The 24,197-nt window shown below is 69.4% G+C and carries 24 protein-coding genes; 10 read left to right on the forward strand and 14 right to left on the reverse strand.

Annotated elements, in window-relative coordinates; all coding sequences use genetic code 11:
* Positions 1-197 precede the first annotated feature (197 nt).
* The 6 genes from lnt to ACFQ9R_RS01885 form a co-directional block, all read right to left on the reverse strand.
* Positions 198-1,874 (reverse strand): apolipoprotein N-acyltransferase, encoded by a 1,677-nt coding sequence (lnt, locus tag ACFQ9R_RS01860; RefSeq protein WP_378987925.1) that lies wholly within the window; start codon positions 1,872-1,874, stop codon positions 198-200.
* A gap of 35 nt (positions 1,875-1,909) precedes the next feature.
* On the reverse strand, positions 1,910-3,502 hold the full coding sequence (locus ACFQ9R_RS01865) for an amidohydrolase (protein ID WP_378987928.1): 1,593 nt from the start codon (positions 3,500-3,502) through the stop codon (positions 1,910-1,912).
* Positions 3,503-3,572: 70 nt separating this feature from the next.
* A complete protein-coding gene (locus ACFQ9R_RS01870) occupies positions 3,573-3,776 on the reverse strand; it encodes a hypothetical protein (protein WP_378987931.1) in 204 nt (67 codons plus the stop codon).
* 59 nt (positions 3,777-3,835) lie between these two features.
* Positions 3,836-4,327: an FxsA family protein gene (locus tag ACFQ9R_RS01875; RefSeq protein WP_378987934.1), complete on the reverse strand. Its 492-nt coding sequence runs from the start codon at positions 4,325-4,327 to the stop codon at positions 3,836-3,838.
* 72 nt (positions 4,328-4,399) lie between these two features.
* On the reverse strand, positions 4,400-5,059 hold the full coding sequence (locus ACFQ9R_RS01880; protein WP_378627551.1) for a response regulator: 660 nt from the start codon (positions 5,057-5,059) through the stop codon (positions 4,400-4,402).
* 73 nt (positions 5,060-5,132) lie between these two features.
* Positions 5,133-6,308, reverse strand: coding sequence for a sensor histidine kinase (locus ACFQ9R_RS01885; protein ID WP_378987937.1), 1,176 nt, complete (start codon positions 6,306-6,308; stop codon positions 5,133-5,135).
* A 55-nt stretch (positions 6,309-6,363) separates the two neighbouring features.
* Between ACFQ9R_RS01885 and ACFQ9R_RS01890 the strand changes: the two genes are divergently transcribed.
* On the forward strand, positions 6,364-7,131 hold the full coding sequence (locus tag ACFQ9R_RS01890; protein ID WP_378627548.1) for a sulfite exporter TauE/SafE family protein: 768 nt from the start codon (positions 6,364-6,366) through the stop codon (positions 7,129-7,131).
* A 13-nt stretch (positions 7,132-7,144) separates the two neighbouring features.
* On the opposite strand, the gene ACFQ9R_RS01895 is transcribed toward ACFQ9R_RS01890, so the two are convergent.
* Complete coding sequence (locus tag ACFQ9R_RS01895) at positions 7,145-7,738, reverse strand: helix-turn-helix domain-containing protein (RefSeq protein ID WP_378987940.1); 594 nt, start codon at positions 7,736-7,738, stop codon at positions 7,145-7,147.
* Between the two features lie 194 nt (positions 7,739-7,932).
* On the opposite strand from ACFQ9R_RS01895, the gene ACFQ9R_RS01900 reads away from it, so the two are divergent.
* From ACFQ9R_RS01900 to ACFQ9R_RS01910, 3 genes are read left to right on the forward strand one after another with little or no spacing between them, the layout of a single operon-like run.
* Entirely contained in the window at positions 7,933-9,465 is a 1,533-nt protein-coding gene (locus ACFQ9R_RS01900) for a TldD/PmbA family protein (RefSeq protein WP_378987943.1), read from the forward strand.
* Between the two features lie 8 nt (positions 9,466-9,473).
* Positions 9,474-10,853 (forward strand): metallopeptidase TldD-related protein, encoded by a 1,380-nt coding sequence (locus ACFQ9R_RS01905; protein WP_378988466.1) that lies wholly within the window; start codon positions 9,474-9,476, stop codon positions 10,851-10,853.
* A gap of 51 nt (positions 10,854-10,904) precedes the next feature.
* On the forward strand, positions 10,905-11,741 hold the full coding sequence (locus ACFQ9R_RS01910) for an HAD family hydrolase (protein ID WP_378987946.1): 837 nt from the start codon (positions 10,905-10,907) through the stop codon (positions 11,739-11,741).
* Here the strand turns inward: ACFQ9R_RS01910 and ACFQ9R_RS01915 are convergent.
* Positions 11,734-12,885: an erythromycin esterase family protein gene (locus ACFQ9R_RS01915; protein WP_378987949.1), complete on the reverse strand. Its 1,152-nt coding sequence runs from the start codon at positions 12,883-12,885 to the stop codon at positions 11,734-11,736. The two genes, ACFQ9R_RS01910 and ACFQ9R_RS01915, sit on opposite strands and share 8 nt — an antisense overlap.
* An 81-nt stretch (positions 12,886-12,966) precedes the next feature.
* Here ACFQ9R_RS01915 and ACFQ9R_RS01920 point away from each other — a divergent pair, with 81 nt between their 5' ends.
* Positions 12,967-13,701 (forward strand): TioE family transcriptional regulator, encoded by a 735-nt coding sequence (locus ACFQ9R_RS01920; protein ID WP_378987952.1) that lies wholly within the window; start codon positions 12,967-12,969, stop codon positions 13,699-13,701.
* Positions 13,702-13,703: 2 nt separating this feature from the next.
* Here the strand turns inward: ACFQ9R_RS01920 and ACFQ9R_RS01925 are convergent, their stop codons facing one another.
* Together ACFQ9R_RS01925 and ACFQ9R_RS01930 are read right to left on the reverse strand one after the other, a co-directional pair.
* Positions 13,704-14,993 carry an acetyl-CoA C-acyltransferase gene (locus ACFQ9R_RS01925; RefSeq protein ID WP_378987955.1) on the reverse strand — a complete coding sequence of 430 codons (1,290 nt, stop codon included), beginning with the start codon at positions 14,991-14,993 and terminating at the stop codon, positions 13,704-13,706.
* Between the two features lie 76 nt (positions 14,994-15,069).
* Positions 15,070-15,450 (reverse strand): PPOX class F420-dependent oxidoreductase, encoded by a 381-nt coding sequence (locus ACFQ9R_RS01930; protein WP_378987958.1) that lies wholly within the window; start codon positions 15,448-15,450, stop codon positions 15,070-15,072.
* A gap of 116 nt (positions 15,451-15,566) precedes the next feature.
* On the opposite strand from ACFQ9R_RS01930, the gene ACFQ9R_RS01935 reads away from it, so the two are divergent.
* Together ACFQ9R_RS01935 and ACFQ9R_RS01940 are read left to right on the forward strand one after the other, a co-directional pair.
* Positions 15,567-16,280 carry a glyoxalase gene (locus tag ACFQ9R_RS01935; RefSeq protein ID WP_378987961.1) on the forward strand — a complete coding sequence of 238 codons (714 nt, stop codon included), beginning with the start codon at positions 15,567-15,569 and terminating at the stop codon, positions 16,278-16,280.
* 89 nt (positions 16,281-16,369) lie between these two features.
* Positions 16,370-17,317, forward strand: coding sequence for a hypothetical protein (locus ACFQ9R_RS01940; RefSeq protein WP_378987964.1), 948 nt, complete (start codon positions 16,370-16,372; stop codon positions 17,315-17,317).
* Between the two features lie 25 nt (positions 17,318-17,342).
* On the opposite strand, the gene ACFQ9R_RS01945 is transcribed toward ACFQ9R_RS01940, so the two are convergent.
* On the reverse strand, positions 17,343-17,912 hold the full coding sequence (locus tag ACFQ9R_RS01945) for a class I SAM-dependent methyltransferase (RefSeq protein ID WP_378987967.1): 570 nt from the start codon (positions 17,910-17,912) through the stop codon (positions 17,343-17,345).
* A 55-nt stretch (positions 17,913-17,967) separates the two neighbouring features.
* Between ACFQ9R_RS01945 and ACFQ9R_RS01950 the strand changes: the two genes are divergently transcribed.
* Together ACFQ9R_RS01950 and ACFQ9R_RS01955 are read left to right on the forward strand one after the other, a co-directional pair.
* Positions 17,968-18,756 (forward strand): AraC family transcriptional regulator, encoded by a 789-nt coding sequence (locus ACFQ9R_RS01950; RefSeq protein ID WP_378987970.1) that lies wholly within the window; start codon positions 17,968-17,970, stop codon positions 18,754-18,756.
* A 90-nt stretch (positions 18,757-18,846) separates the two neighbouring features.
* Complete coding sequence (locus tag ACFQ9R_RS01955; RefSeq protein WP_378987973.1) at positions 18,847-19,611, forward strand: 2-phosphosulfolactate phosphatase; 765 nt, start codon at positions 18,847-18,849, stop codon at positions 19,609-19,611.
* Between the two features lie 29 nt (positions 19,612-19,640).
* On the opposite strand, the gene map is transcribed toward ACFQ9R_RS01955, so the two are convergent.
* Both map and ACFQ9R_RS01965 read right to left on the reverse strand, forming a co-directional pair.
* A complete protein-coding gene (map, locus tag ACFQ9R_RS01960) occupies positions 19,641-20,408 on the reverse strand; it encodes a type I methionyl aminopeptidase (RefSeq protein WP_378987976.1) in 768 nt (255 codons plus the stop codon).
* 60 nt (positions 20,409-20,468) lie between these two features.
* Positions 20,469-21,284, reverse strand: a complete 816-nt coding sequence (locus ACFQ9R_RS01965) for a mycofactocin-coupled SDR family oxidoreductase (protein WP_378987979.1) — start codon at positions 21,282-21,284, stop codon at positions 20,469-20,471.
* Positions 21,285-21,403: 119 nt separating this feature from the next.
* Between ACFQ9R_RS01965 and ACFQ9R_RS01970 the strand changes: the two genes are divergently transcribed.
* The gene (locus ACFQ9R_RS01970) at positions 21,404-21,667 is read left to right on the forward strand and encodes a helix-turn-helix domain-containing protein (protein WP_378627518.1); all 264 of its coding nucleotides are present in this window, start codon (positions 21,404-21,406) and stop codon (positions 21,665-21,667) included.
* A 42-nt stretch (positions 21,668-21,709) separates the two neighbouring features.
* Here the strand turns inward: ACFQ9R_RS01970 and ACFQ9R_RS01975 are convergent, their stop codons facing one another.
* On the reverse strand, positions 21,710-24,118 hold the full coding sequence (locus ACFQ9R_RS01975) for an MFS transporter (protein WP_378987982.1): 2,409 nt from the start codon (positions 24,116-24,118) through the stop codon (positions 21,710-21,712).
* Positions 24,119-24,197 lie beyond the last annotated feature (79 nt).

Here is a 24,197-nt window from a genome sequence, read left to right on the forward strand (position 1 = left end):
CTCCGTTTCTGCCTTGTGTCACAACTCCCCGAGCAGCGCCCGGGCACACGACGGCCCAGGGCGTGGCTTTTCCACGCCCATGATTCGGAGTACTACGGCAGCCGGATGGCTACGAATGTGAATTTATTTCGAGCTCAACGAATTACGCCCCTGAAGCAGCAACTTTGTGCCGCTTCCCCCCGGTTGAAACAAACCGCTTATTCAGAATTGTCCGAACTTCGCGCAAGATGCGTCGGATTCGCGCGGCGGCGTCGAAGTAATAGCAATCCGACACCGATCGCGGTCAGGATAACGGACGCGAGTTCCGGCCACCCACCGATTCGGGTAGCGACTGTTGTTGTGTCGCGCAACGGTAGCTGGGCCACCAAGGCGGCGGGGACGACTTGCTCGGTGTGCTGTCTGAGCACGCCGTCAGCGGTGATGATCCCGCTGACACCCGTGGTTGCTGAGACCACGAGCGCACGCCCGTGCTCGACCGCGCGTACCCGCGACATCGCCAGTTGCTGGTAGGTCATCTCGCTTTCGCCGAAGGTGGCGTTGTTGGTGGGCACCGTCAGCAATTGGGCGCCCGCGGCGAGGGAATCCCGAAATGCCCGATCGAACGCGACTTCGTAACAGGTCGCCACGCCGACCGGCACACCGGCGGCCGTCACCGTTCCGTCACCGTTACCCGGCACGAAATAGCCCGCACGGTCGGCATAGGAGGAGAACAAACGGAAGAAACCGCGCATCGGCAGGTATTCGCCGAACGGCTGGATGATCTTCTTGTCGTGGCGCTCCCCCGGGCCCGCCGTGCCGTTCCACACGATCACCGAGTTGGTGGTCGTGCGGTCACCGTTCACCAGGACTGCGCCGACCAGGATCGGGGCGCCGATCCGTACCGAGGCTTCGGTGATCTCGGCGGCGGCGTCGGCATTGCGCAGTGGGTCGATATCGGAGGAGTTCTCGGGCCAGATCACGATGTCGGGCCGCGCGGCCTGTCCGCGGGTGACGGCGTCGGCCAACTCCTCGGTGCGCCGGACGTGGTTGTCCAGCACGGCGCGGCGCTGGGCGTTGAAGTCGAGCCCGAGCCGCGGCACACTGCCCTGGATCGCCGCGACCGTGATCGTTCTGATACCTGCGTCCGGGGCGGGCAGTGTCGGCCGCAGGATCACTCCGGCCAGGGGCATGGTAGCCACGGCCACCACCGCGGTGGCAAATCCGGTGCGCACGGCGCGAGTGTTCGGGCGTGGCGCGGGCGTGCGGGCCCAGGTGACGACGCGCAGGGCGAGCGCGGCGAGCGCGGTGCCGGTCAGCGCGACCGCGAAGCCGACCAGCGGCGCACCACCGTAGGCGGCCAGCGGCAGATACCACCCATCGGCTTGACCGAAAGCGACCCGCCCCCACGGGAATCCGCCGAACGGGAAACTCGACCGCACCCATTCGCTCGCGGTCCACGCCAGGGCGAGCCAGATCGGCCAGCCCGGCAGCGCGCTCAACCCTCGAGCGAGCGCACCCCAGAGGCCGAAGTACAACGCGCACACCGTGGACAGCGCCAACCACGGCACCGGACCCACGTAGATCCCGGTCCACGGCAGCAATGGCACGAAGAACGCCAGCCCGCCGAGCAGCCCGTACCCGAAACCGCCGCGCAGCCTGCCCGGCCCGCGCACCGCGAGGGTGAGCAACGCGATGGCCACGGGGGCAAGGAACCAGAACGGGCGGGGCGGAAAGCTGCCGAACAGCAGCAGCCCGCCCACGACGGCCGCGAGCAGCCGCAACACCGCCGGGTGCGAAGCGGCGGCGGATCGGCTCGCACCGGGATCCACCTCGCCCGCTGCTGATGCCGGCTCGGCTGCGGAGTCGGGGTGGTTACCCGTCGCGGGATCGATCATGGTGTGTCGCTCCGTGATTCGTTGCTGGCGGCGGGTCAGGCAGCGTAGATCGTGATGCCGTCGCGCACGGTGCGCAGGCAGGTCGGCAGGTCGACGCCCGGATCGAGGCGCGGGAGGCCGGGTACGCGGGAGCGGGGGTCGGTGGACCAGCGCTGCACGGTGTCGGCGGCCGCCGCGACGACGAGCTCGCCCGCGTCCCACACGGCATAGGAGGCGGGTGCGCCGGGAACCAGCGTGCCCGCCATCCCGTCGCGCACGCCGCCCGCGCGCCAGGCGCCGCGCGTGGCAGCGGCGAAGGCGGCACGCGGGGACAAGCCGTGGCCGGGGGTGCGGTGGTAGACGGCCGCGCGCACCTGTTCCCACGGGTTCATGACGGTGACGGGCGCGTCGGACCCGATGGCGAGGGAGATGCCCGCTGCCGCCATCGCCGAGAACGGGTTGAGGCCCGCGGCGCGCTCGGCGCCGAGGCGGGTCGCGTACATCCCGTCGGGTCCGCCCCACGCGGCGTCGAAGCCGGGCTGCACGGACGCGATCACGCCGAGCTCGGCCAGTTGTGCGATCGCAGCCGCGTCGGTCATCTCCGCGTGTTCCACCCGGTGCCCACGTGAGGCGATCGCCGGACCACCGAGTTCGGCGGCGACACGGGCGAATCCGGCGACGACGGTATCCATGGCGGCGTCGCCGATGGCGTGGAAACCGGCCTGGATCCCGGCCTCGGTGCACGCGCGAATATGCGCGGTGATCGTGTCCTCGTCGAGGAAGCTCTTGCCGCAGCCCGCCGCGTCGGCGTAGGGCGCGCGCAGCAGCGCCGTGTGCGAGCCGAGCGAGCCGTCGACGAACAGGTCGCCACCGAGCGCGTGCACGCCGAGCTCGTCGAGCAGGGCGCGCGCGTGCTCCGCGGTGCGCACGGCCTGACCCCAGTAGGCCCGCACGGCCACACCGTGGTCGAAAGCGAGCAGTTCGCGGATGTCGTCGCGGCCGGAGATCTCCGGGCCCGCGCATTCGTGGACCGCGACGATGCCGTGGGCGGCCGCCGCGTCGAGGGCCGCCCGGCGAGCCGAATCACGCTGGGCACGAGTGAGTTCCGCGAGCGCGATGGTGCGCACCCGGTGGTGGGCGTCGGCGCGCAGCAGTTCGCCACGCTGATACCCCTCGCCGAGGTCACCGGCCGCGTCGAGCAGCGCCGAGGAGGCGACGGCCGAATGGGCGTCGACCCGGGCCAGGTAGACCAGCCTGCCCGAACCGGCGGCCTCGTCGAGTTCGGCGACCGTCGGCGGACGCTGCTCGGGCCAGCCGGTGTCGTCCCAGCCCTCGCCGATGATCACCCCGTCCGGCTGGCTCGCGGCGTGCGCACGCACCGTCTCGAGCAGGTCGGACAGGGATCCGGCGCCACGCACGTCGAGCCCGGTCAGCTGGAGTCCCAGCGCGGTGACGTGGACATGGGGGTCGACGAACGCGGGTGCCACGAACGCACCGTCGAGGTCGATGATCTCCGCGTCGGGGTGCATCGCGCGCCCGGGCGCCTCGGCGCCCAGCCACACCACGGTGCCGTCGGTGACCGCCATCGCGGCCGCGTCCGGGGAGCTCGAACTGTAGAAACGACCGCCGATCAGCAACTGGGTACTCACGATGCCCCAGTCTGCCGTATCGCCGGATCGGCACCTCGGCAGGGACAGGCTCCGGTCGGCGGCGCGAGCGTCAGGTCGGCAGCGACAGTGCGGCGCGCACTTCGGCGTCGCCGAACCCGGCGAGACAATGCCCGCCCGCCTCCACGGCGATCAGTTCCAGCCGCCATGCGGCGGTGGTGAAGTCCGACATCGACTGTCCGGCAGCGGCGCTCGCTCTGCGCACCGCGTCGGCCAGTTCCTCGCTCACCGTGACGGTGATCTGCTCGGTGGCCATGTCGGTACTGTAGACCCTTCGCCGCCGCGCGCGGGCGTGTCGGTCGAGGCCTTGTCGGATCAGGCGGGGCCGAGCGCGCGCGGACCCGCGGTGTGACCATCGTCGTACCACTGCCCGACCACGGTGCCGTCGACCACGTCGCCGTCCGCGTCGACGACCATCCCGCGATACGGCGAGGGCGCGAACGAGGGCAGCGGGCCGAAGCGCCGGGTGCCGAGCTTCTCCAGCGCCGGTCGCAGCAGCGCCCTGGTCGGCGGGAACAGCGCGAGCAGGCCCACGAGTCCGGTGACCAGACCGGGCACGAACAGCAGCACCGAGCCGGTGGCGACGATCACCCCGTCGGCGACCGCGCTCTCGGCGGTCACCTCACCGCGCGAGGCCCGCCGGAATCGGTCGAACACCCGCCTGCCCTGCCGTCCGAGCAGCACCAATCCCACGCCCGAGACGGCGACGAGCACGATCAGCGCCCAGCCGATGCCGATCAACTGGGCGAGACCGACGAGGGCGGCGATCTCGACGACGAGGTAGAGGACGAACAGCACTGCGGTCATGGCGATCCTTTCGGACGATCTACCCCTTCAACGCACGAGCGCCCGATTTTTCTCCCGAGTGAGCCGGCGAATTCAGCCGCCCGGTCGCACGAGCCCGGTCTCGTAGGCCAGCACCACGGCCTGCACCCGGTCGCGCAGACCGAGTTTGGTGAGCACCCGGCCGACGTGTGTTTTCACCGTCGCCTCCGACAGGAACAGCGCCGCGGCGATCTCGGCGTTGGAGCGGCCGACCGCGATCTGTTCGAGTACCTCGCGTTCGCGCGCGGTGAGGACGTCGAGGATCTTCGGGTCGCGCAGGCTCGTCGGGTCCTCGGCCACGAGCCGGTCCAGCAGCCGCTTGGTGACCTTGGGCGAGACCACCGCGTCACCGGCGGCGACGCTGCGGATGGCCGAGACGAGATCCTCGGGCGGGGTGTCCTTGAGCAGGAATCCGCTGGCGCCGGCACGCAGGGCGCCGAGCGCGTGTTCGTCGAGGTCGAAGGTGGTCATCACGAGCACCCGCACGCCCTCCCCCGCGGCCACGATCTGCGCGGTGGCCGTCACTCCGTCGACAACCGGCATCCGCACATCCATCAGCACCACATCGGGTCGCAGTTCGCTCGCGCGCCGCACGGCTTCGTCGCCGTTGCCCGCTTCACCGATCACGTCGATGTCTGGGTGCGCGCCGAGCACCATTTTCAGGCCCATCCGCATGAGTTCCTGATCGTCCACCACGAGCACGCTGATCGGCATTGCCCCACCCTAATAGTCACCGCCGCGCAGCATTCCCCCATGTTTTCCCGCACGACCGCGGGGTGAGCGGGGTTCAGTCCGTTTCGGTCCGCAGTGGAAGGTCGGCGCGTACCTGCCAGCGGCCGTCGTCGAGTCTGCCCGCGGACAGAGTGCCGCCCAGGACCGCGACCCGTTCGCGCATGCCGACCAGACCCATCCCCGCGCCGGGAATCTCGGCGCCCGGACTCACCTGTGCGGGGACACCGCCGCTGTCGACGACTTCGACGCGGATGTCCTCCTCGCGCCGATACACCCGGACCACCGCCTTCGGCTCCGCTCCCGCGTGGCGCAGGGTGTTGGTGAGCGATTCCTGCACGATGCGGTGCACGCCGAGGCTCACCTCGGGGGCGATGTCGTCGAGTTCGCCGGTCAGCTCGAGGTCGACGGCCAGGCCCGCCTCGCGCATCATCTGGGCCAGCTTCGCGATGCCCGCGCTCCCGTGCTGGGGCAGCAGTTCCGGTGCGTGCTCGGTGCGCAGCAGGGCGACGGTGCGGCGCAGTTCGCGCAGCGCGTCGCGACCGGTACCCGCGATGGTGGCGAGCGCGCGTTCGGCGGTGTCGGGGTCCTGACGCAGGGCGTACTTGGCGCCGTCGGCCTGCACGATGATGACGCTGACGGCGTGCGCGACCACATCGTGGAGTTCGCGGGCGATGCGGGTGCGTTCGGCGGCGACCGCGTCGTGGGCGCGCCGTTCCTTGTCGTAATCGGCGACGGCCAGCCGCGCCGCCACCTCGGAGTCGTACGCGTGCCGGGCACCGTTGAACTCGGCCAGTGTCCAGCACAGCGCGTAGATGAGCGCGACCATCGCCAGATCACCGCCGCGCGGCTCGTCGAGCAGCAGGACCGACGCCACCATGTCGAGCGCGAGGAAGGCGAGGAAGATGAGCCCGTCACGCCGGCCGACGTAGGCGACGAGCGTGTAGAGCATCACCCCGAGCCCGATCAGGGCGACATGGTCGGCTACCTGTCCATCGATCAGGTAGCCGATGAGAGTGTTCAGCAACGACAGCACCAGCATCGCCGCCGCCACCGCCCGCGGATACACCCGCCGCAGGATCAGCGGCAGCGGCACGATCACCGAGAAGATCAGGTAGACGACCTTGTTGTGTTCGTCGCCCACCCCGAGGGCATCGAGGAACAGCAGCAATCCCGCGAGAATCGAGTCGGCGACGATGGGTCGTCCGCGTAGCCACAGGCTGAACCGGCGCACGGGCCCAGCGTAGCCCCGGCTGGCTTTCCGGCCGTGATCTTGATTGCCTGGACGCGTGCAACTCGGAGACTGGACGGTCCTGCTGGTGGCCGCCGCGGCGGCGGGCTGGGTCGACGCCGTGGTCGGCGGCGGCGGGCTGATCATTCTGCCGACCCTGTTCCTCGTCGTTCCCGGCATCGCACCGCAGACCGCGCTGGGCACCAACAAGCTCGCCGCCCTGGCAGGCACCGCGACCGCGGTGGCGACCTTCGCGCGCAAGGTGCCGATGCAGTGGAAGGTACTGCTGCCCGGCGCGGTGATCGCCGCGATCACGGCCGCGTGCGGCGCGGCGGCGGTGTCGCTGATCGACCGCGACCTGTTCATCCCGCTGGTGATGGTGGTGCTCGTCGGGGTGGCGGTGTTCGTGACCGTGCGACCCTCGGTCGGCCTGACGATGGCCACCCATCCGCCGACCCGGCGCAAGGTGATCCTGGTGGTCGGCCTCGCGTCCGGTCTGATCGGCCTCTACGACGGGCTGCTCGGGCCGGGCACCGGCACCTTCCTGATCATCACCTTCGCGACCCTGCTCGGCACCGAGTTCGTGCGGGCGGCCGCGATGGCCAAGGTGATCAACTGCGGGTCGAACGTGGGTGCGCTGCTGTTCCTCGGCTCGACCGGCCACATCCTGTGGGGTCTCGGCGCGGGCATGGCGGTGGCGAACGTTCTCGGCGCGCTGATCGGTTCGCGGATGGCGCTGGCCAGGGGCGCGGGGTTCGTCCGGATCGTGTTGCTCGTCGTCGTGGTGGTGATGGTGATCCGGTTGGGGTGGCAGCAGTTCGGTTAGGGCGGCGATTCGGTCAACGCACCGGTTCGGCGGCCGCGGAGGCGGCGAGCCACGGTTGCAGGACCCGCGAGGTGGTCTCGTGGATCTTGCGGTGGAGGCGTTCACCGTCGTCGATGCCGTGCTGTGGCTGCTGGAACAGCACCGTCAGCGCGCCCGACACCGCGCCGACCACGGCGCCGACCAGCGCCGCGGCGCCGACCTCGTCGAGTTCGTGCGGGAACGCGATGTGCAACTGGTGGGCGATCTCGCGCTGCGCGACCAATTGCGCGTGCGCGGCGCGACCGCTCACCGAGGGGACGGTCCGCGAGACCCGCGCACGCAGGGCGGCCACCCGCGAACCGACGTCGTCGACGAGGTGTTCGCCGGGGTTGTCGCCCGCCGCGCGCAAGGCCCGCAGCAACACCTCCACCGGTCGCTCGCCGGGTCGACGGGTGGCGATGGCGGCGACCGCCGCGCGCACCCGTTCGTCGGGTTCGGGGAAGAGCAGTTCTTCTTTGCTCGCGAAGTAGTTGAAGAAGGTCCGGGTGCCGACCTCGGCCTCGGCCGCGATGTCGGCGACGGTTGTCTCCTCATAGCCTCTGGCCTCGAACAATTCGACGGCGGCCACGAGGATCGCACGTCGGGTTCGTTCCCTTTTTCGATCGCGCAGGGCAGATGGCGGCACGGCGGGCACCCTACGGCATTTTCGGCACCGCTCGCGGGATGACCGGAGTCCGCGCGTCACGGCGGCAACAGACATGACGGTGCGCCGGAAGCGGTTCCGGCGCACATGTGTCGGTGGCACCGGTTAGCGTAGGTGCGGTGAGCGATACCACGACTTCCAGAGATGTGGACGAGGAGTTCCGCGCGCTCGGGCTCGCCACCCTGGCCGAGGCCGCGCTGTCGGCGGCCCGCGCGGCCGGCGCCGAGCATGCCGACCTGCGCGTGCAACGGTTGGTGACCCAGTCGATCCGGTTACGGGATGGTCGCGTCGAAGCGGTCACCGACGCGACCGAGCTGGGATTGGCGGTGCGCGTGATCGTCGACGGCACCTGGGGTTTCGCCTCCCACGCCGCACTCACGCCCGAGATCGCCGCCGAGGTGGCGCGCCGGGCGGTGACCGTGGCAAAGGCGCTGCGCGCGCTGAACCGGGAGCGCGTCGAACTGGCCGACGAACCACGCTATGACGACGTCTCGTGGGTCTCGGCCTACGACCTCGACCCGTTCACGGTGCCGGCAGCCGACAAAGTGGCGCTGCTGCAGGACTATTCGGAACGGCTGTCCGCGGCCGACGGTGTCGACCACGTCACCGCCTCGGTCCTGCAGGTCAAAGAGCAGACGTTCTACGCCGACACCGCGGGTTCGTCGATCACCCAGCAGCGGGTGCGGTTGCACCCCCAGTTGGAGGCTGTCACCGTCGATTCCGCGTCGGGGGTGTTCGAGACGATGCGCACGCTCGCCGCGCCCGCGGGCCGCGGCTGGGAGTACGTCACCGGCGCCGACGGAACATGGGACTGGACGGGCGAACTCGCACAGATCCCCGGCTGGCTGGCCGAGAAGGTGAAGGCGCCCAGCGTGGTCGCGGGCCCCACCGATCTGGTGATCGACCCGACCAACCTGTGGCTGACGATCCACGAATCCATCGGTCACGCCACCGAATACGACCGCGCGATCGGCTACGAATCCGCCTACGCGGGAACCTCGTTCGCGACGCCCGATCAGCTCGGCACGCTGCGGTACGGCACACCGATCATGCACGTCACCGGTGACCGTACCCAGGTCAACGGGTTGAGCACCGTCGGGTACGACGACGAGGGCGTGGCGGGCCAGCGGTGGGACCTGGTGCGCGACGGCATCCTGGTCGGCTATCAGCTCGACCGCGTGTTCGCCCCGCGTCTCGGGCTCGATCGCTCCAACGGATGCTCGTATGCCGATTCGCCGCACCATGTTCCGATCCAGCGGATGGCGAACGTGTCGTTGCAGCCGGATCCCTCGCGTGACACGACCACTGCCGAGCTGATCTCCCGTGTCGAGGACGGCATCTACATCATGGGCGACAAGAGCTGGTCGATCGATATGCAGCGCTACAACTTCCAGTTCACCGGTCAGCGGTTCTTCCGGATTCGCAACGGCGAGCTGGACGGGCAACTGCGCGATGTCGCGTACCAGGCGACGACCACTGATTTCTGGGGGTCGATGGAAGCGGTCGGCGGACCGAGCACCTGGCAGCTCGGCGGCGCCTTCAACTGCGGTAAGGCACAGCCCGGTCAGGTGGCAGCAGTGAGCCACGGCTGCCCGTCGGTGCTGGTGCGCGGGGTCAACATTCTCAATACCCGAACGGAGGGCGGTCAGTGAACGAGGGTCTGTTCCCGGCGGGCACGGTGGTCGAGCGTGCGCTGGCGGCGTCGAAGGCCGACGAGGCGATCGTGATCGTCACCGACGCGCACGAGGCGTCGCTGCGGTGGGCGGGCAACTCGATGACCACCAACGGCTCGTCGATTTCGCGGGAGTGGGCGGTGATCTCGGTGTTCCGTGACGGCCCGAACACCGCGCGGGTCGGTTCCATCAGCTCCACCAGCGTCGATCCCACCGAGATCGAGGCCGTGGTGCGCGCCAGCGAGGAAGCCGCGCGCACGGCCGCCCCGGCCCGCGACGCGATGCCGCTGCTCGAACCCACCGACGACGACACCGCCGCGTGGGATCAGGCGCCCGGCGCCACCGAGATCGACGTGTTCGCCGGGCTGGCGCGCGACCTGTCCACCGGTTTCGACGGCACCGACCGGCTCTACGGTTTCGCCCACCACCAGGTGCACACCACCTGGCTGGGCACCTCGACCGGTGTTCGCCGCCGGTTCAGTCAGCCGACGGGTTCGGTGGAGATCAACGGCAAGCGCGGCGAGGGCAAGGATCTGGCGAGCGCGTGGGTGGGCGTCGGCACCGCCGATTTCACCGACGTCGACACCCCGGGCCTGCTCGCCGAGTTGTCGCGGCGCCTGGGCTGGTCCGCGCGCCGCGTCGAGCTGCCCGCCGGCCGCTACGAGACCCTGTTGCCGCCGTCGTCGGTGGCCGATCTGATGATCTATCTGGCGTGGAGCATGGAGGGCCGTGGCGCGCACGAAGGCCACACCGCGTTCTCCCGCGCCGGTGGCACGCGAATCGGTGAGCGCCTCAGCGACATTCCGCTGACCCTGTACTCCGACCCGAACGCGAGCGGTCTGGAATACCGGCCGTTCGTGGCGACGCCGTCGTCGTCGGAGTCGCTGTCGGTGTTCGACAACGGTCTGTCCGCGCGGCGGGTCGACTGGATCGGCCGCGGCGTCATCGAATCGCTGGTCTATCCGCGCGCGACGGCGGCCGAATTCGCCGCCCCCGCCACGGTTCCCGGCGAGAACCTGCTGCTCACCGGCGGCGGTGAGGCATCGCTGGACGACATGATCGCCCGCACCGAACGCGGTCTGCTCCTCACCTGCCTGTGGTACATCCGCGAGGTCGACCCCGCCACCCTGCTGCTCACCGGTCTCACCCGCGACGGCGTTTACCTGGTCGAGGACGGCAAGGTCACCGGCGCGGTCAACAACTTCCGTTTCAACGAAAGCCCCCTCGATCTGTTGCGGCGGGTGTCGGAAGCGGGTGCCACCGAGATCACTCTGCCCCGCGAATGGAAGGACTGGTTCACCCGAACCGCCATGCCCCCGCTGCGCATCCCCGACTTCCACATGTCGTCGGTGAGCCAGGCCACCTGACCGGGGTGAACCCCCTCCGTTGGACGGCCCCGAGCGTGAAAGCATGATCGGGTGACTGGTATCCGGATGTTCGCCACCGACCTCGACGGCACCTTGCTGCGTTCCGATCGCACGATCTCGCCGCGTACCGCCGAAGCGATGGCCGGCGCGCAAGCCGCGGGCATCGAGGTGGTGTGGGCGACGGCCCGGGCCCGCCATTCGGTCCACGAGCTGGCGCAGTCGTGCGGTTTTCGCGGCAAAGCGGTGTGTGCCAACGGCGCGGTGCTGCTCGACCTGGCCGACGGCACCCCGGAGATCATCGACACGGTCTCGATCGACACCGGCGCGGCGGGTGCGGTGATGGCGCAGATCCGCGATCTGATTCCCGGTGTGGTGTTCGCCAATGTCGGCGCCACCCGGTTCGTCGCCGAGCCCGCCTATGCCGCGCTGTGCACCTTCGCCGATCACCACCGCAACCCGCACGAGATGGAACTGTCCGATATCTTGCCGACGGGCGTCGACGCGATGGTGAAGATCGTCGCCCGTCATCCCGAGTTGCCGGGCGCCCAGCTCTACCGCAAGGCGGTGGCGGTCGGGATCACCGGCGTGGAGCTGACGCACTCCGGCGCCGCGTACATGGAGATGGCCGCGGAAGGTGTGTCGAAGGCCAGCGCGCTGGCCCGATTGTGCGCGCTCGACGGCATCCACCTGTCGGAGGTCGCGGCCGCCGGCGATGCGCTCAACGATGTCGCCATGCTGACCTGGGCGGGTACCGCGCTGGTTCCGGCCAACGCGGCACCCGAGGTCATCGCACTCGCCGACCGGGTGCTCCCGGCCAACGACGAGGACGGTGTCGCCTCCTACCTGGAGGAATTGGCCGGCTCGGCACAGCGCGACTCGGCTAGCTGACCGATGTCGGCGCCCGGCCCACGCTGAGGTGCAGGATCGTATCGGTCACGCTCACGGTGTCCGCGTCCAGCGGGAAGTACCCCTGCTCCTGGGTGACATCGGTGCGGGTGTGTCCGGGTCCGAGTTCTGCCGCCGGGATCAAACCCCAGGTGCCGATGCGGTTCTGCAGCGTGTGTTCGAAGGTGCCCGGCCCGGGTTCGGCGAGTTCGAGGCCGTCACTGCGTCCCAGACTGCCGAGTATCACCCCGTAGTGCTCCCCCAGCAGCGATCCGACGATCGCCCCCGCGCCGGACCAGACGAGCTCCATCGGCCCCATCCGCATGACGCTGGTGTTGCGCCGCAGGTGCAGGTTGTGCGAGTACACCAGGGTCGGACCACGGCGTGCTTCGGTGGACCGGATGTCGAGCAGGTTCTGGGCCATCAGCGCGTCACGGGCGGCGGCCAGGCTGTTCCATCGCACGCCGTCCTCCGTCGGCTGGGCCGCCTGCCGGTGATACCGGAGCAGGCCGAGCCCGGCGGTGAGATGAATTGCCGCCCTTCGCCACTCGGCGAGTGACGTGGCCGCGATCCGTTCCGGTGCGCGGGTGTAGAGCAGGGCGAGCATGTCGTCGGCCATCACCCGCAACCGCTCGGCGTCGGGGGTGGCACCGGGCGAGACGCCGGCGTCCAGGACCGCTTCGGTGCGGCTCCAGCGCTCGTCGCTGCCGGCGGGCCCGCTGATGTCGAAGTCGAGTTCGAGGTAGTCGCGGGCGAATTCGAGGTAGGACCGCGGGCTCGGCGCACTCATCGTCTCCATCGCGGCGTCGAATCCGTGGAAGCGGACCTGATCCTCGACCGGCCTGCCCGCGTTGTAGTCGCGCAGCCAGGCGACCAGGTGCCGGTTGCCGTCGAGTTCGCCGAAGTCGTGCGAGAAGCCGGTCCTCATCACCTCGTCGAAGGCGCCGTGGCCGCCGCGAACGTAATCGTCCACGGCGAGCGCGGCAACCCGATCCGTTTCGAGAGCAATCGACCGGAACCCACTCGCCACCAACTCGGCGAACAGCTCATTGCGGACCGACGCGAAGCCGGGTTCTTTGTGCGTCGGTTCCCCGAGCGCAAGCAGTTCACAGGACGAACGGACGAAGTCGCTGATTATCTGGCTCATACCTATCAACCGTATCGTTGAAAGAACGGTTGAGACTCGAGCAGCGTCGATTCAGGAGATCTGTCGTAAAGTCTCAAAACAGTGAGAACCCTACGACCGTCCGACCTGGCCCGCGAGCACGCGATTTCGACCCAGGCGGTCCGCAACTACGAGCAGGACGGATGCCTTCCGCCGGCCGAACGCACCCCTGCCGGCTACCGGATCTACACCGACCTGCACGCGGCCGCGCTGCGCACCTACCTCACCCTGATCCCCGCCTACGGCCACGCGCAGGCGGGCGACCTCATGCGCGCGCTGCACGCGGACGACCTCGACAGGGCTCTCACGGTCATCGACCGCGGGCACAGCCAGCTCCTGCGAGACCGTGAGACTCTCGCTACGGTCCGCCGGGCCGTCGACCACCTGATCACCGAATCGAGCTCTGCCACACCGGGTTCGGCCACGACAAGAACCATCGGCGAGCTCGCCCATCACCTGCGAGTCACCCCGGCCACCCTGCGGGCGTGGGAAGCGGCCGACATCCTGTCTCCCGATCGGGACCCGGCCACCGGCTACCGCCGCTACGGCCCCACCGACCTCCGCGACGCCGAACTCGCCCACATCCTGCGCCGAGGTCACTACCGCCTCGATCACATCGCCACCGTCATCGAGCAGATTCGCGCCGCGGGCAGCACCGAGGCGCTGGCGAAGGCCCTCACCGACTGGCAGGCCACCATCACCGCCCGTGGCGTCCGCATGCTCGACGCTGCCGCCGCACTGAGCCGATACACCGTGGACATCCGGGCGCACCGTCCCCGCCCCGGTGCGCCCGCCTGACCTCAGACGCGTTCGAGTACCGCCGACGCGCCGATGCCGCCCGCCGCGCAGATCCCCAGCAGCGCGGTCTCTTTCCCGGTCCGGGCCAGCTCGTTGGCCATGGTCGTGACCATGCGGGCGCCGGTGGCGCCGAAGGGATGGCCCAGCGAGATCGAGCCGCCGTGCACGTTCAATCTTTCGATGTCGACGGTGCCCACCGGCTCGTCGCGGTCGAGACGGGCCTTGGCCCACTCGGTGCTCTCCAGCATGCGCAGCACCGACAGTGTTTGCGCGGCGAAGGCTTCGTGGATGTCGACGAGGTCGATATCGGCCAGCGTCATGCCCGCCTTGTCGAGGGCGCGCGGCATCGAGATCGCCGGGCCGATGAGTACCTGGTCGGCAGGGTCGACGCTGACGAAACTCCAGGAACGGAAGGCGGCTTGCGGGGTGAACCCGAGAGCGCGCGCCTTCTCCTCGCTCATCAGCAGCACCGCCGACGCGCCGTCGGTGAGCGGGCTGGCGTTACCCGCGGTGACCGTGCCGTTCTTCTCGAACACCGGTTTCAGGGTGGCGAGTTTCTCGACGCTGGTGTTCGCGCGAACGAGTCCGTCGACGTCGATCAGCGTGCCCGACGGCGTGCTGACCGGCACGACCTCGTCGTCGAAACGTCCCGAGGCGATGGCGGCCGCCGCCCGCTGGTGCGAGCGGGCGGCGAACGCGTCTTGATCGGCGCGCGAGATCCCGTTGATGCGGGCCATCTTCTCCGCGGACTCACCCATCACCTCGCCGGTGGTGCGCTCGGCGATCTTGGGCTGGCGCGGCAGGATGTCGGTGAACGGCGCGAGCTGACGGACCACATCGAGGTAATCCGTCGCCTTGGGCTTGCCCAGCGCGACCGGCGCGACCGCGTGCACAACCTTCTGCGGCAGCTTGATCTCGGCATTACTGGTGGAATCGCTGCCACCGGCGATCATGATGTCGTACTCGCCGCGTTCGATCGCCGCGGCCGCCGAAGTCACCGCCTGCAATCCGGACGCGCACGCGCGGGTGACCGTGTACCCCTCGCACCCGAAGTCCAAGTTCAGGTCGAGGGCGATCTCCCGCGCGATATTGGGCGCGTGACTGGGCAGCACGACGCCGCCCCAGACGATGGACTGGATCTCGCCGGGCGCGATCCCGGTCCGCTCGATCAGCCCGCGCACGGCCGCGCCGGCCAGGGCGATGCTGTCGAGGCGGGTGAAGTCGGTGAACGCGCGTACGAACGGCGTCCGCGCGCCCCCGACGACGACGGCTCGGTTGCGTTTGTCGGCCATGTGAGTCCCTTCGGAAGTGCTGCCGAAGACTCACAGTATCCGATACCGGCGGTTCTACATATCGGATCGACGCAAATCAGGAGGGCGTGATCTCGATGCCGATCGTGCCCGCCTTGCCCCGGCGCAGATTGCTGCCGAGAATCACGAGCGGGCCGGTCAGCCAGTACTTCTTGCGCAGCAACGAACGGAGTTCGTCGGTCTCGGCCGCGTCCACCAGCCGGGCGGTGCCGGTCACGATGTCACCGTGCGCATCCCCGCGCACGTTGCAGGGTTGCACCGTCACCTCGGGGTTGCGCCGGACGCGCTTGACCTTCCAGCTGTCGGTGACCGTCCAGACGAACAGCTTGTCGTCGCGGGCCACCGCCCAGACGGGCGTTCCCACGGGCGTGCCGTCCTTGCGGAAGGTGGTGAGCAGTACGTAATTCGCGGTCGCCAGTTCGCCGAGGCGGTTCGTCATGCCCACAGCCTAGTGGGCGCGGCGATCCGCGGCCGAGCGGCAAAAAGAGTACGGGCGCTTTCGCGAAACTGTTCGTAACCTCTGGGGCGAATCGACTCTCTGGCGAAAGGCCGACGATGACCGATACCGCGGTGCCCCTGCTCTGGAGCGGTGACCTGCCGAGCACCCTCGAGTTCTACCGGGCGCTCGGCTACACCGTCACCCATGAGCAAACCCGCCCCTACGTCTACGGCGCGATCGAACAACACGGCTGCGCCCTGCATTTCGCGCCCGCGCCGCCGGGCATCGAGCTGCCGGTGGAGCATGCGGGCACGTTGCTGATGGTCGACGACGTCGCCGCACGCCATGCCCAGTACACCGCCGCACTGCGCGCGCACTACGGCAAGATCCCGAGCAAGGGCTGTCCGCGGATCACCCGATTCCGTCCGGGCCAGTCCCGGTTCTCCCTGGTCGACCCGGTCGGCAACACCGTCCTGGTGATCCAGCGCGACGAGCCCAGCGAACTCGAGTACGGTGGCTCGCGCGAGCTGGAAGGGCTGGCCCGGGTGCTCGACAATGCCCGTATCCTGCGCGATTTCAAGAATGACGACCGCGCGGCGACCCGCGCGCTCGAGGCAGGCTTGCGCCGTTTCGGGGCCGCCGCGAGCGCCTTCGAGCGGGCCCGCGCCTACGCCGCCCTCGCCGAACTCGCTGTCGTCGCCGCGGACACCGACCGGGCCGCACACTGGAAATCCGAACTCGACTCGGTCGAGTTGACCGCCGAGGAGCGCACGGCGATCACCGCCGGTGCCTCCGATCTCCTCACCGCCTTGCTCACCGCGACCGACTGAACCGGGTCATCGGGGCGATCGGCCAGTAGGCTTCGGCTATGCGAGGTCGATGGCACGAACGCACCACCCGTGGGCGGCTGATCCGTTGTGTGGCAACAGCAGTCACGGTTGCCGCCGCCCTCGGGGTGGGCCCGGCCGGTCCGGCGCAGGCTGGTGCGCCGTCGTGCGCCGACGGTTGGCATGTCGACGTGCTGGCGGCCGATCTGGGTGGCCTGGAGAACCTCGAGTACGACGGCCGCGGCGGCTTCTACGTCAGCGGCATCGTTCGCGGAGAGATCCTGCAGGTCGGCGCCGACGGCCGGGTCACCACGATCCGCACCGGCCTCGACAACCCCGCCGGACTGCGGCTGATCGGCGGCGATCTCTACTTCGTCACCGGTGACGGCACCACACCGAACGGCGGCGGCACCCTGAGCCGACTCGATACGGCCACCGGCGAGGTCACCGTTGTGCTCCCGAACCTGGTGCAGCCCAACGGATTACTGCTGCTCCCCGACGGCGACCTGCTCATCTCCCAGCTCTCCGTCCCCTGGCCGCCGGTGGGCATCAGCCGCTACCGCCCCGCCACCGGCGAATTCGCCCTCGCCTGGTCCCCTGTCCCCCGCCCCAACGGCCTCGCTCTCGCCCCCGACCACCGAGCGGTCATCACCGAGGACGTCCTCACCTCCCAGCTCGTGCGGGTTCCCTTCGACGCCCCCGACCGGCCCACTCCCCTCGCCACCGTGAACGACGGCCTCCTGCCCGGACTGGACGACCTCGATGTCACCGCCGCGGGCCTCGCCTTCGTCACCGGCGACTACTCCGGCAGCGTCTACCAGGTCGACCCGGCCACCGGCGCCTGGTGCACGCTCGCCACCGGCTGGACCACTCCCCGGGGCCCCCTCCCCAGCCCACCGCCGATCGGGCCCACCTCGGCCCGCCTGGCCCCCGACCTCACCACCGGAGCGTGGTCGCTCTATGCCACCAGCATCGACGGCACACTCCGCCGTCTGCGGCCACCACCCGGTATCGACCTCACGCCCTCCTTCCTGCGCTGAGCACGAGCAAGCTCCGAGCGAACGGTCAGCGGGGCCGCTCGGCCCGGAACCGGAACATTCCGAGACCGGTTTCCACGTCGATGCCCGTGAACCCCGCGACCGCCAGCCGGTCGGCGAGCGTGTCCGCCGGGACCGGTACGCATGTGTCACCCACATGCTGGAGCCGGAACAGCGGACTGTCGAGGCCGTCCGAGCCGGCGAACACCCCGCCGGGTCGCAACACCCGCAGCGCTTCGGCGAACAGGTTGTCCTGCTGTGCGGGTGAGGGAACGTGGTGCAGCATCGTGAAGCAGACCACGGAGTCGAACTCCTTGTCCGGCAACGGCATCGCGGTCGCGTCACCGTCGACCACCCGCAGCTCCCGCGCGAACCGGGTGCGCAGACGCGCGGCCAGCACGGGGTCGATTTCCAGGCCGGTGAGCGAGGCCGCCCGGTCCCGCAGTGGCGCCACGTTCGCGCCGAAACCCGGGCCGATCTCCAACGCGGACGCCCCGAGGTCGATGTCGCGCATCACCCACGGCACGATCTTCGTCGCCGTCACCCATTCCCACGCCGTGGACCTGCACAACAGCCTGTGCCAGTAATTCATCGCCATAGCTACGACGGTAGGAGCCGGGGGCCGTGTCCGACAGTCACTACGCTGACAGACTATGTCGCAGAACGGACATGACCTGCTGCTGGCCGCGGACACCGGTCCGACGGCCATGGTGCTCGGCGCGGGAATCCTGCCCGCCGGATACTGGTTCGACGAGCACCGCCACCCCCAGCATCAGATCGCCTGGGCGGGTAGAGGAGTCATCGGGATCGACATCGGCGCCCACCACTGGGTGCTACCGCCGACCAGAGCCTTGTGGATACCCGGCGGCGTCGCGCATCGCACCGGAACGACGGCCGGGGCCGATATGCGCGGCATCTTCGTCGAACCCGACCGGTGCCCGGCACTGTTTCCCGGACCGACGCTGCTGAGCGTCTCCCCGCTGCTGCGAGAACTGTTCGACCACATGACATCACGGCGATTGACAGACGACGGACGGACGCGGGCCGAAGCGATGGTGTTCGATCTGCTCGAGCCGGTCGAGGTCGTTCCGATCGGCGCGCCACTGCCGAGCGACCCCCGTGCACGCGTCGTCGCCGAGGTCCTGCTCGACAATCCCGCCGACGACCGCACCCTCGCCGAACTGGGCAGGCACGCCGCGGCCAGCTCGCGCACCCTGGCTCGCGCGTTTCGCGCCGAGACCGGCCTGACCTTCGCGCAATGGCGGACCCAGATCCGCCTGGCGGCCTCGCTGACCCCACTGGCCGACGGTGTACCGGTGACCCGCATCGCCGCCCGGGTCGGCTATCACAGCCCGAGCGCGTATGTGGCCGCGTTCCGGCGGGCCGTCGGCACGTCGCCGGGACAGTACTTCGCCGGCCACGTAGCCAATCGGTCGTCCTGACCGGTCGGGGTTTCACGCGTGGTGAGGTCAGCGGTGGCGCATCGTCGGTTGCCGTGGTGGACTGGCGGATTCGGCTATCGGGAGGTCAGCGTGCGATCGGCACCGCAGTGGGCACGGCAGGACGGATTCGGGATCCGGGTGGAGTGGGGGCGAACCGGCGCGGCGATACTCGGGCCGGGGGCCGGGTGCCTGGTGGTGATCGACGTGTTGTCGTTCACGACGTCGGTGTCCGTCGCTACCGCCGCCGGCACCGCGGTCTTCCCGTATCGGTGGCGAGACGAGTCGGCCCGGGACTTCGCCGCGGAGAATGCCGCCGAACTGGCCGTCGGACGGCGGGAGGCCGGTCCGTGGTCGCTGTCGCCGGCGGCGATCCGGCGCGCGCCGTTCACGCCACGCCTGGTGCTGCCCTCGCCCAACGGTTCCACCATCGCCGCCGCTGTCGAGGAAACGCCGGTCGTCGCCGCCTGCCTGCGCAATGTCAGCGCGGTCGCCGACTGGCTCGTCGCCCAGCACTGGGGCACTCCCGATCGACCGATCGCGATCATCGCGGCGGGCGAGCACTGGCCGGGCACCGACACCGTGCGGCCCGCGCTCGAGGACTGGCTCGGTGCCGGTGCGCTCGCCGCCGCGCTGATCGATCGCGGCATCACTACTCCGTCCCCCGAAACACACATGGCTGCGGCAGCATTCGAGGCGGCAGCCGACGTGGGCGCGCTGATCACGGAGTGCGCGTCCGGCCGCGAACTCGCCGCGATCGGCTTCGCCGAGGATGTGGCCATCGCGATCGAACGCGACGCCGACGCCACCGTCCCGGTTCTCACCGGCAACGCCTTCGTCGACCGCCGACCCCGCTAGCAAGCGTCGGCACGTCCGGAGCCGATCGATCAGTCGTGGGAGGTGAGGATCCGTGGGCCGTCGGCGGTGACGGCGATGGTGTGCTCGCTGTGCGCGCAGCGGGAGCCGTCGGCCGAGCGGATGGTCCATCCGTCGGCGTCGGTGTAGACCTTCGCCGTGCTCGCCGCGAACCACGGCTCGATGGCCACCGTGAGACCGGGCCGCAGCCGGAACCCGCGCCCGGCCCTGCCGTCGTTGGCGATATGGGGATCCTCGTGCATCGTCCGCCCGAGCCCGTGCCCGCCGAACTCGGTATTGACCGGGTATCCGTACCCGCGAGCGACGTTCGCGATCGCGGCGGAGATATCGCCGATCCGGTTGTCGGGTTGCGCGGCCGCGATCCCGGCGGTCAGGGCCTCTTCCGTGGCCCTGACCAGTCGCTCGTCCGCGGGCGAGGGGGTACCGACGATGAACGAGATCGCCGAGTCGGCGACCCAGCCGTCGATCGACACGGCCAGATCAGCCGTCAGCAGGTCGCCGTCGAGCAAGACGTAGTCGTGCGGAAGCCCGTGCAGCACCGCATCGTTCACGGCCAGACACACCGTGTTGCGGAACGGCCCGCGCCCGAACGACGGCGAGTAGTCCCAGTAGCACGACACCGCCCCACGCTCGCGAATCCGTTCCCGCACATACGCTTCCAGTTCGAGCAGGTTCACCCCGACCGCCGCACGGTCGCGCACCCCGGCCAGCACGTCGGCGACGAACCGGCCGGTCACCCGCATGCGCTCGATCTCCGCGGGTGATTTCAGCTCCACCATCACGCCTCCACTTGGTATTTTCATACCGACACTAGCCGCGCCGGTATAAAAATACCAAAATCAGCGGTTCAGGTTGCCCATGTCCACCGGAATCTGCGCACCGGTGATCTGGCTCGCCTCGTACGAGCACAACCAGGCCACGGTCGCCGCGATCTCCTCGGGCTGACAGATGTGGCTGGGCAGGGCGTTCATGAAGATGGGCGCGAGAGTGGCGCCGTACTCCTCGAACAGCGGGCCCATCTCGTTGATCTGCATGCCGCTCGCCACGCCCGCGGGATGGACGGTGTTCACCCGGATCCGGTGCGCGCCGAGCTCGTTCGCCATCGTCTTGGCCAGACCCGTGATCGCGTGCTTGGTCGCGACATAGTGGCCGGTGAACGGCGTGCCCTTCAGACCCGCCACCGAACTGATGAACACCATCGCGCCACCCTCGCCCTGCGCGATCAAATGGGGCACAGCAGCTTTCGCGGTGTGGAACACGCCCGTCAGGTTGACGTCGATGGTCTCCTGCCACTGCTCGGCGGTGATCTCCCACGACATCGCCGCCGAACAGATGCCCGCGTTGGCCACCACCACATCGAGTCTGCCCAGCTGCTCGATGCCCGCCGCCAGCGCCGCGGACAGCCCGTCGAAATCGCGCACATCGACCTTGCTCGCGACGATCTCGGCGCCCGCCGCTTCGACGAGCTTCACGGTCTCGGCCAGATCCGCCTCGGTCGCGCCCGCGTAGCTGGTGCTGGCGAACTCCGCGCACGCGTCGATCGCGATCACGTCGGCACCCTCCTCGGCGAAGCGCACCGCCTCGGCCCTGCCCTGCCCACGCGCCGCTCCCGTCACGAAAACGACCTTGCCCTCGAACCGTCGTGTCATACCCATACCTTTCGAACTTCGATGTCCTCCCCTGACACCTACCACCGCCACCGCCCGGGCGAGGCGAAAACGGAGATCCCTACTCAGCTTGGCCATCGTGTTCGCGAGGACATACCATCGGTCGCATGGTCCGACTCCCGCTCAGCCCCGCGCAGGTCGAAGCAGGCCGCCGTCTCGGCCGCCGCCTTCGCACCGCTCGCGGCGACCGCGACCTCGCCGAGGTGGCCCTGCGAGCGGGTATTTCCCCGGAAACGCTGCGCAAGATCGAGTCGGGACGGCTGCCCTCACCGGCCTTCGGCACGGTCGTCGGTCTGGCCGAGGCCCTCTCGATTCCCCTGACCGAGCTGGCCGAGTCCTACCGCGACGAACAGGTCGCCGAGTCCGCCTGATCGGCACGCCGCGCACCCTGCCCGATGCTGCGCTCGACCCGCCTACCGGCGGTTCATCGACTCCTCGTTCTCGTATCCCAGCGTCACATCATGGGTGATCTCGCCGCGGGTCACCGATACCTGACTCGCGACGGGCGGGTAGCCGCGGGCGACCACCGTGTACTCCCCCTCCGGCAGGTCAGGTACCAGGTACCGCCCCTTCTCGTCGGTGCGCGCCGTCGCTGCCGGATCGCCGCCCGAGTCCAGGACCGTGATCTGCACATCGGCGACGGGGCGGTCACCGTCCACCCAGGCCGAGCCCAGGAGGATGGCCATCGGTTCGAGGTCGATGTCGCGATGCAGCGAGCCCGTCTCCGGCACGGTCAGCGCGACTGCCGCCGGCCGCATGTGATCGGCGACCGCGACCAGGGTGTAGGTACCGCTCACGACGTCGCGGCACACGTAGGTGCCGTCTTCGCCGGTGATCGCCGCGCCCACCACCTCGCCCTCGGGATCGGTCAGCGTGATCGTGGCACCCCAGAGCGGTTCGCCGCGCCGCGCCGATCGCACGATCCCGGTGAGTTCACCCGCGCCGGTGAGCATGAGGTCGACGTGCTGGGCACGCTCCCCGATCGACACGCTCACCGCTTCGGGCTGATGCCCGGCCGCCGCGGCGATGAGTACATAGTTGCCCGGCCGGGGCGCCTCGATCACGTACGCACCGTCGGCGTCGCCGTTGCCACGGGCCACCTGATGCCCGTGCTGATCGATCAGGGTGAGCGTCGCGGCGGGTACCGGACGCGCGTCGTCGCGGCGCAACAGCCCCGCGATCACCCGACCGGTGGCGACGGGGTGCAGTTCGCCCGCCATCTCGTGCGCGTCGTGCAGGCTCACATCGCGCAGCGCGGTGGCATCGGACTGATCGTCCGGCGCCGGATCCTCCTGCAGCGGAATCTCTTTCATGAAGACCAGCACCAGGCAGGCCACCACGGCGAGGTCGGCGGCGAGCAGGAACACGCTGTGCATCGAGTCGGTGAATCCCTCGAGGATCGGGATCCGCAACTCGTCGGGCAGCGTGGCGATGCCGCTGGTATCGCTCAGCAGGCCGTCGAGGCGCGCGCCGTCGAAACCGGGCGGCAGACTGCCACCGAAGGCTTCCAGGATCGACGCGGGCAGCCCGTCGAACAGCACGGTCAGGAACACCGCGACCCCGAGGGTCCCGCCGAGCTGACGGAAGAACGTCGCCGCCGCGGTCGACACACCCATCTCGGTGCGCCCGACCGCGTTCTGCGCGGCGATGACCAGCGTCTGCATGCAGCCACCGAGCCCGAAACCCATGATCGCGCTGAAGGCCAGCGGCTGCCACAGCGGACCGTCATAGGTGATCCTGGCGAACAGCGCGCACCCGATCGCCAGGATCAGCGCACCGAGCACCGGCAGCACCTTGTAGCGGCCGGTGGCTTTCGTGATCAGCCCCGAGATCTGCGCGCCCACCATGATCCCGAGGACCAGCGGCAACATCAGCAGCCCCGCCTCGGTCGGTGAGAAACCACGCACGACCTGCAGATACTGCGGAACCATCGTGATCGCGCCGAACATCGCGACGCCCACGAGGAACCCGCCGAGGATCGCGATGCTGAACGTGGAGCTGCGGAACAGCCGCAGCGGGATCAGCGCCGAGTCCTTCATGAGGAATTCGACCAGGACGAACAGCAGCAGCCCGCCCGCGCAGATGCCGTAGCAGAGCAGCGATTTCGGCGCGGTCCACCCCCAGATCCGCCCCTGCTCGGCCACGATCAGCAGCGGCACCACACCCACGATGAGGGTGATCGCGCCGAACCAGTCGATCCGGCTGCGTTGGCGGGTGTGCCCCACGTTCAGCACCTTCGCGACCACGAGGAACGCCAGCACACCGACGGGCACGTTCACCAGGAACACCCAGCGCCAGCCCTCGATGCCACCGAGGCTCTCGTAATCGGACAGGAAGCCACCGACCACCGGGCCGAGCACTGTCGCGATGCCGAACACCATGAGGAAATATCCCTGGTAGCGGACCCGTTCGCGCGGCGGCACGATGTCACCGACGATGGTGAACGCCAGCGACATCAACCCGCCCGCGCCCAGCCCCTGAAAGGCCCTGCACCCGGCCAGCTGATACATGGTGGTCGCGAAGCAGCAGGCGGCCGAGCCGATCACGAACAGAGCGATCGCCAGCAGATAGAACGGTTTGCGCCCGTAGATGTCGGCGAGCTTGCCGTAGAGCGGCGTGGTGACGGTGGCCGTGATCAGGTATGCCGTTGTCGCCCATGCCTGTTCGTCGAACCCGTCGAGACTGTTCGCGATCCGGACGATGGCGACGCTGACGATGTTCTGATCGAGCGCGGCGAGGAACACCCCCAGTAGCAGCCCGGACAGGATGGTGAGTGTCTGGCGGTGCGTGAGGCGTGATTCGGCAACGACGGTATCGGTCATGGAAAAGCCCTGGTTCTGATCGGCTGGCAAGTGGGGGTCGATCATTCGGCCCACACGAGGGCCGACAACCCCGCTGCGA

Origin of the sequence: Nocardia sp. NPDC056541 (assembly GCF_042794235.1) — a bacterium.
Lineage (GTDB): Bacteria > Actinomycetota > Actinomycetes > Mycobacteriales > Mycobacteriaceae > Nocardia.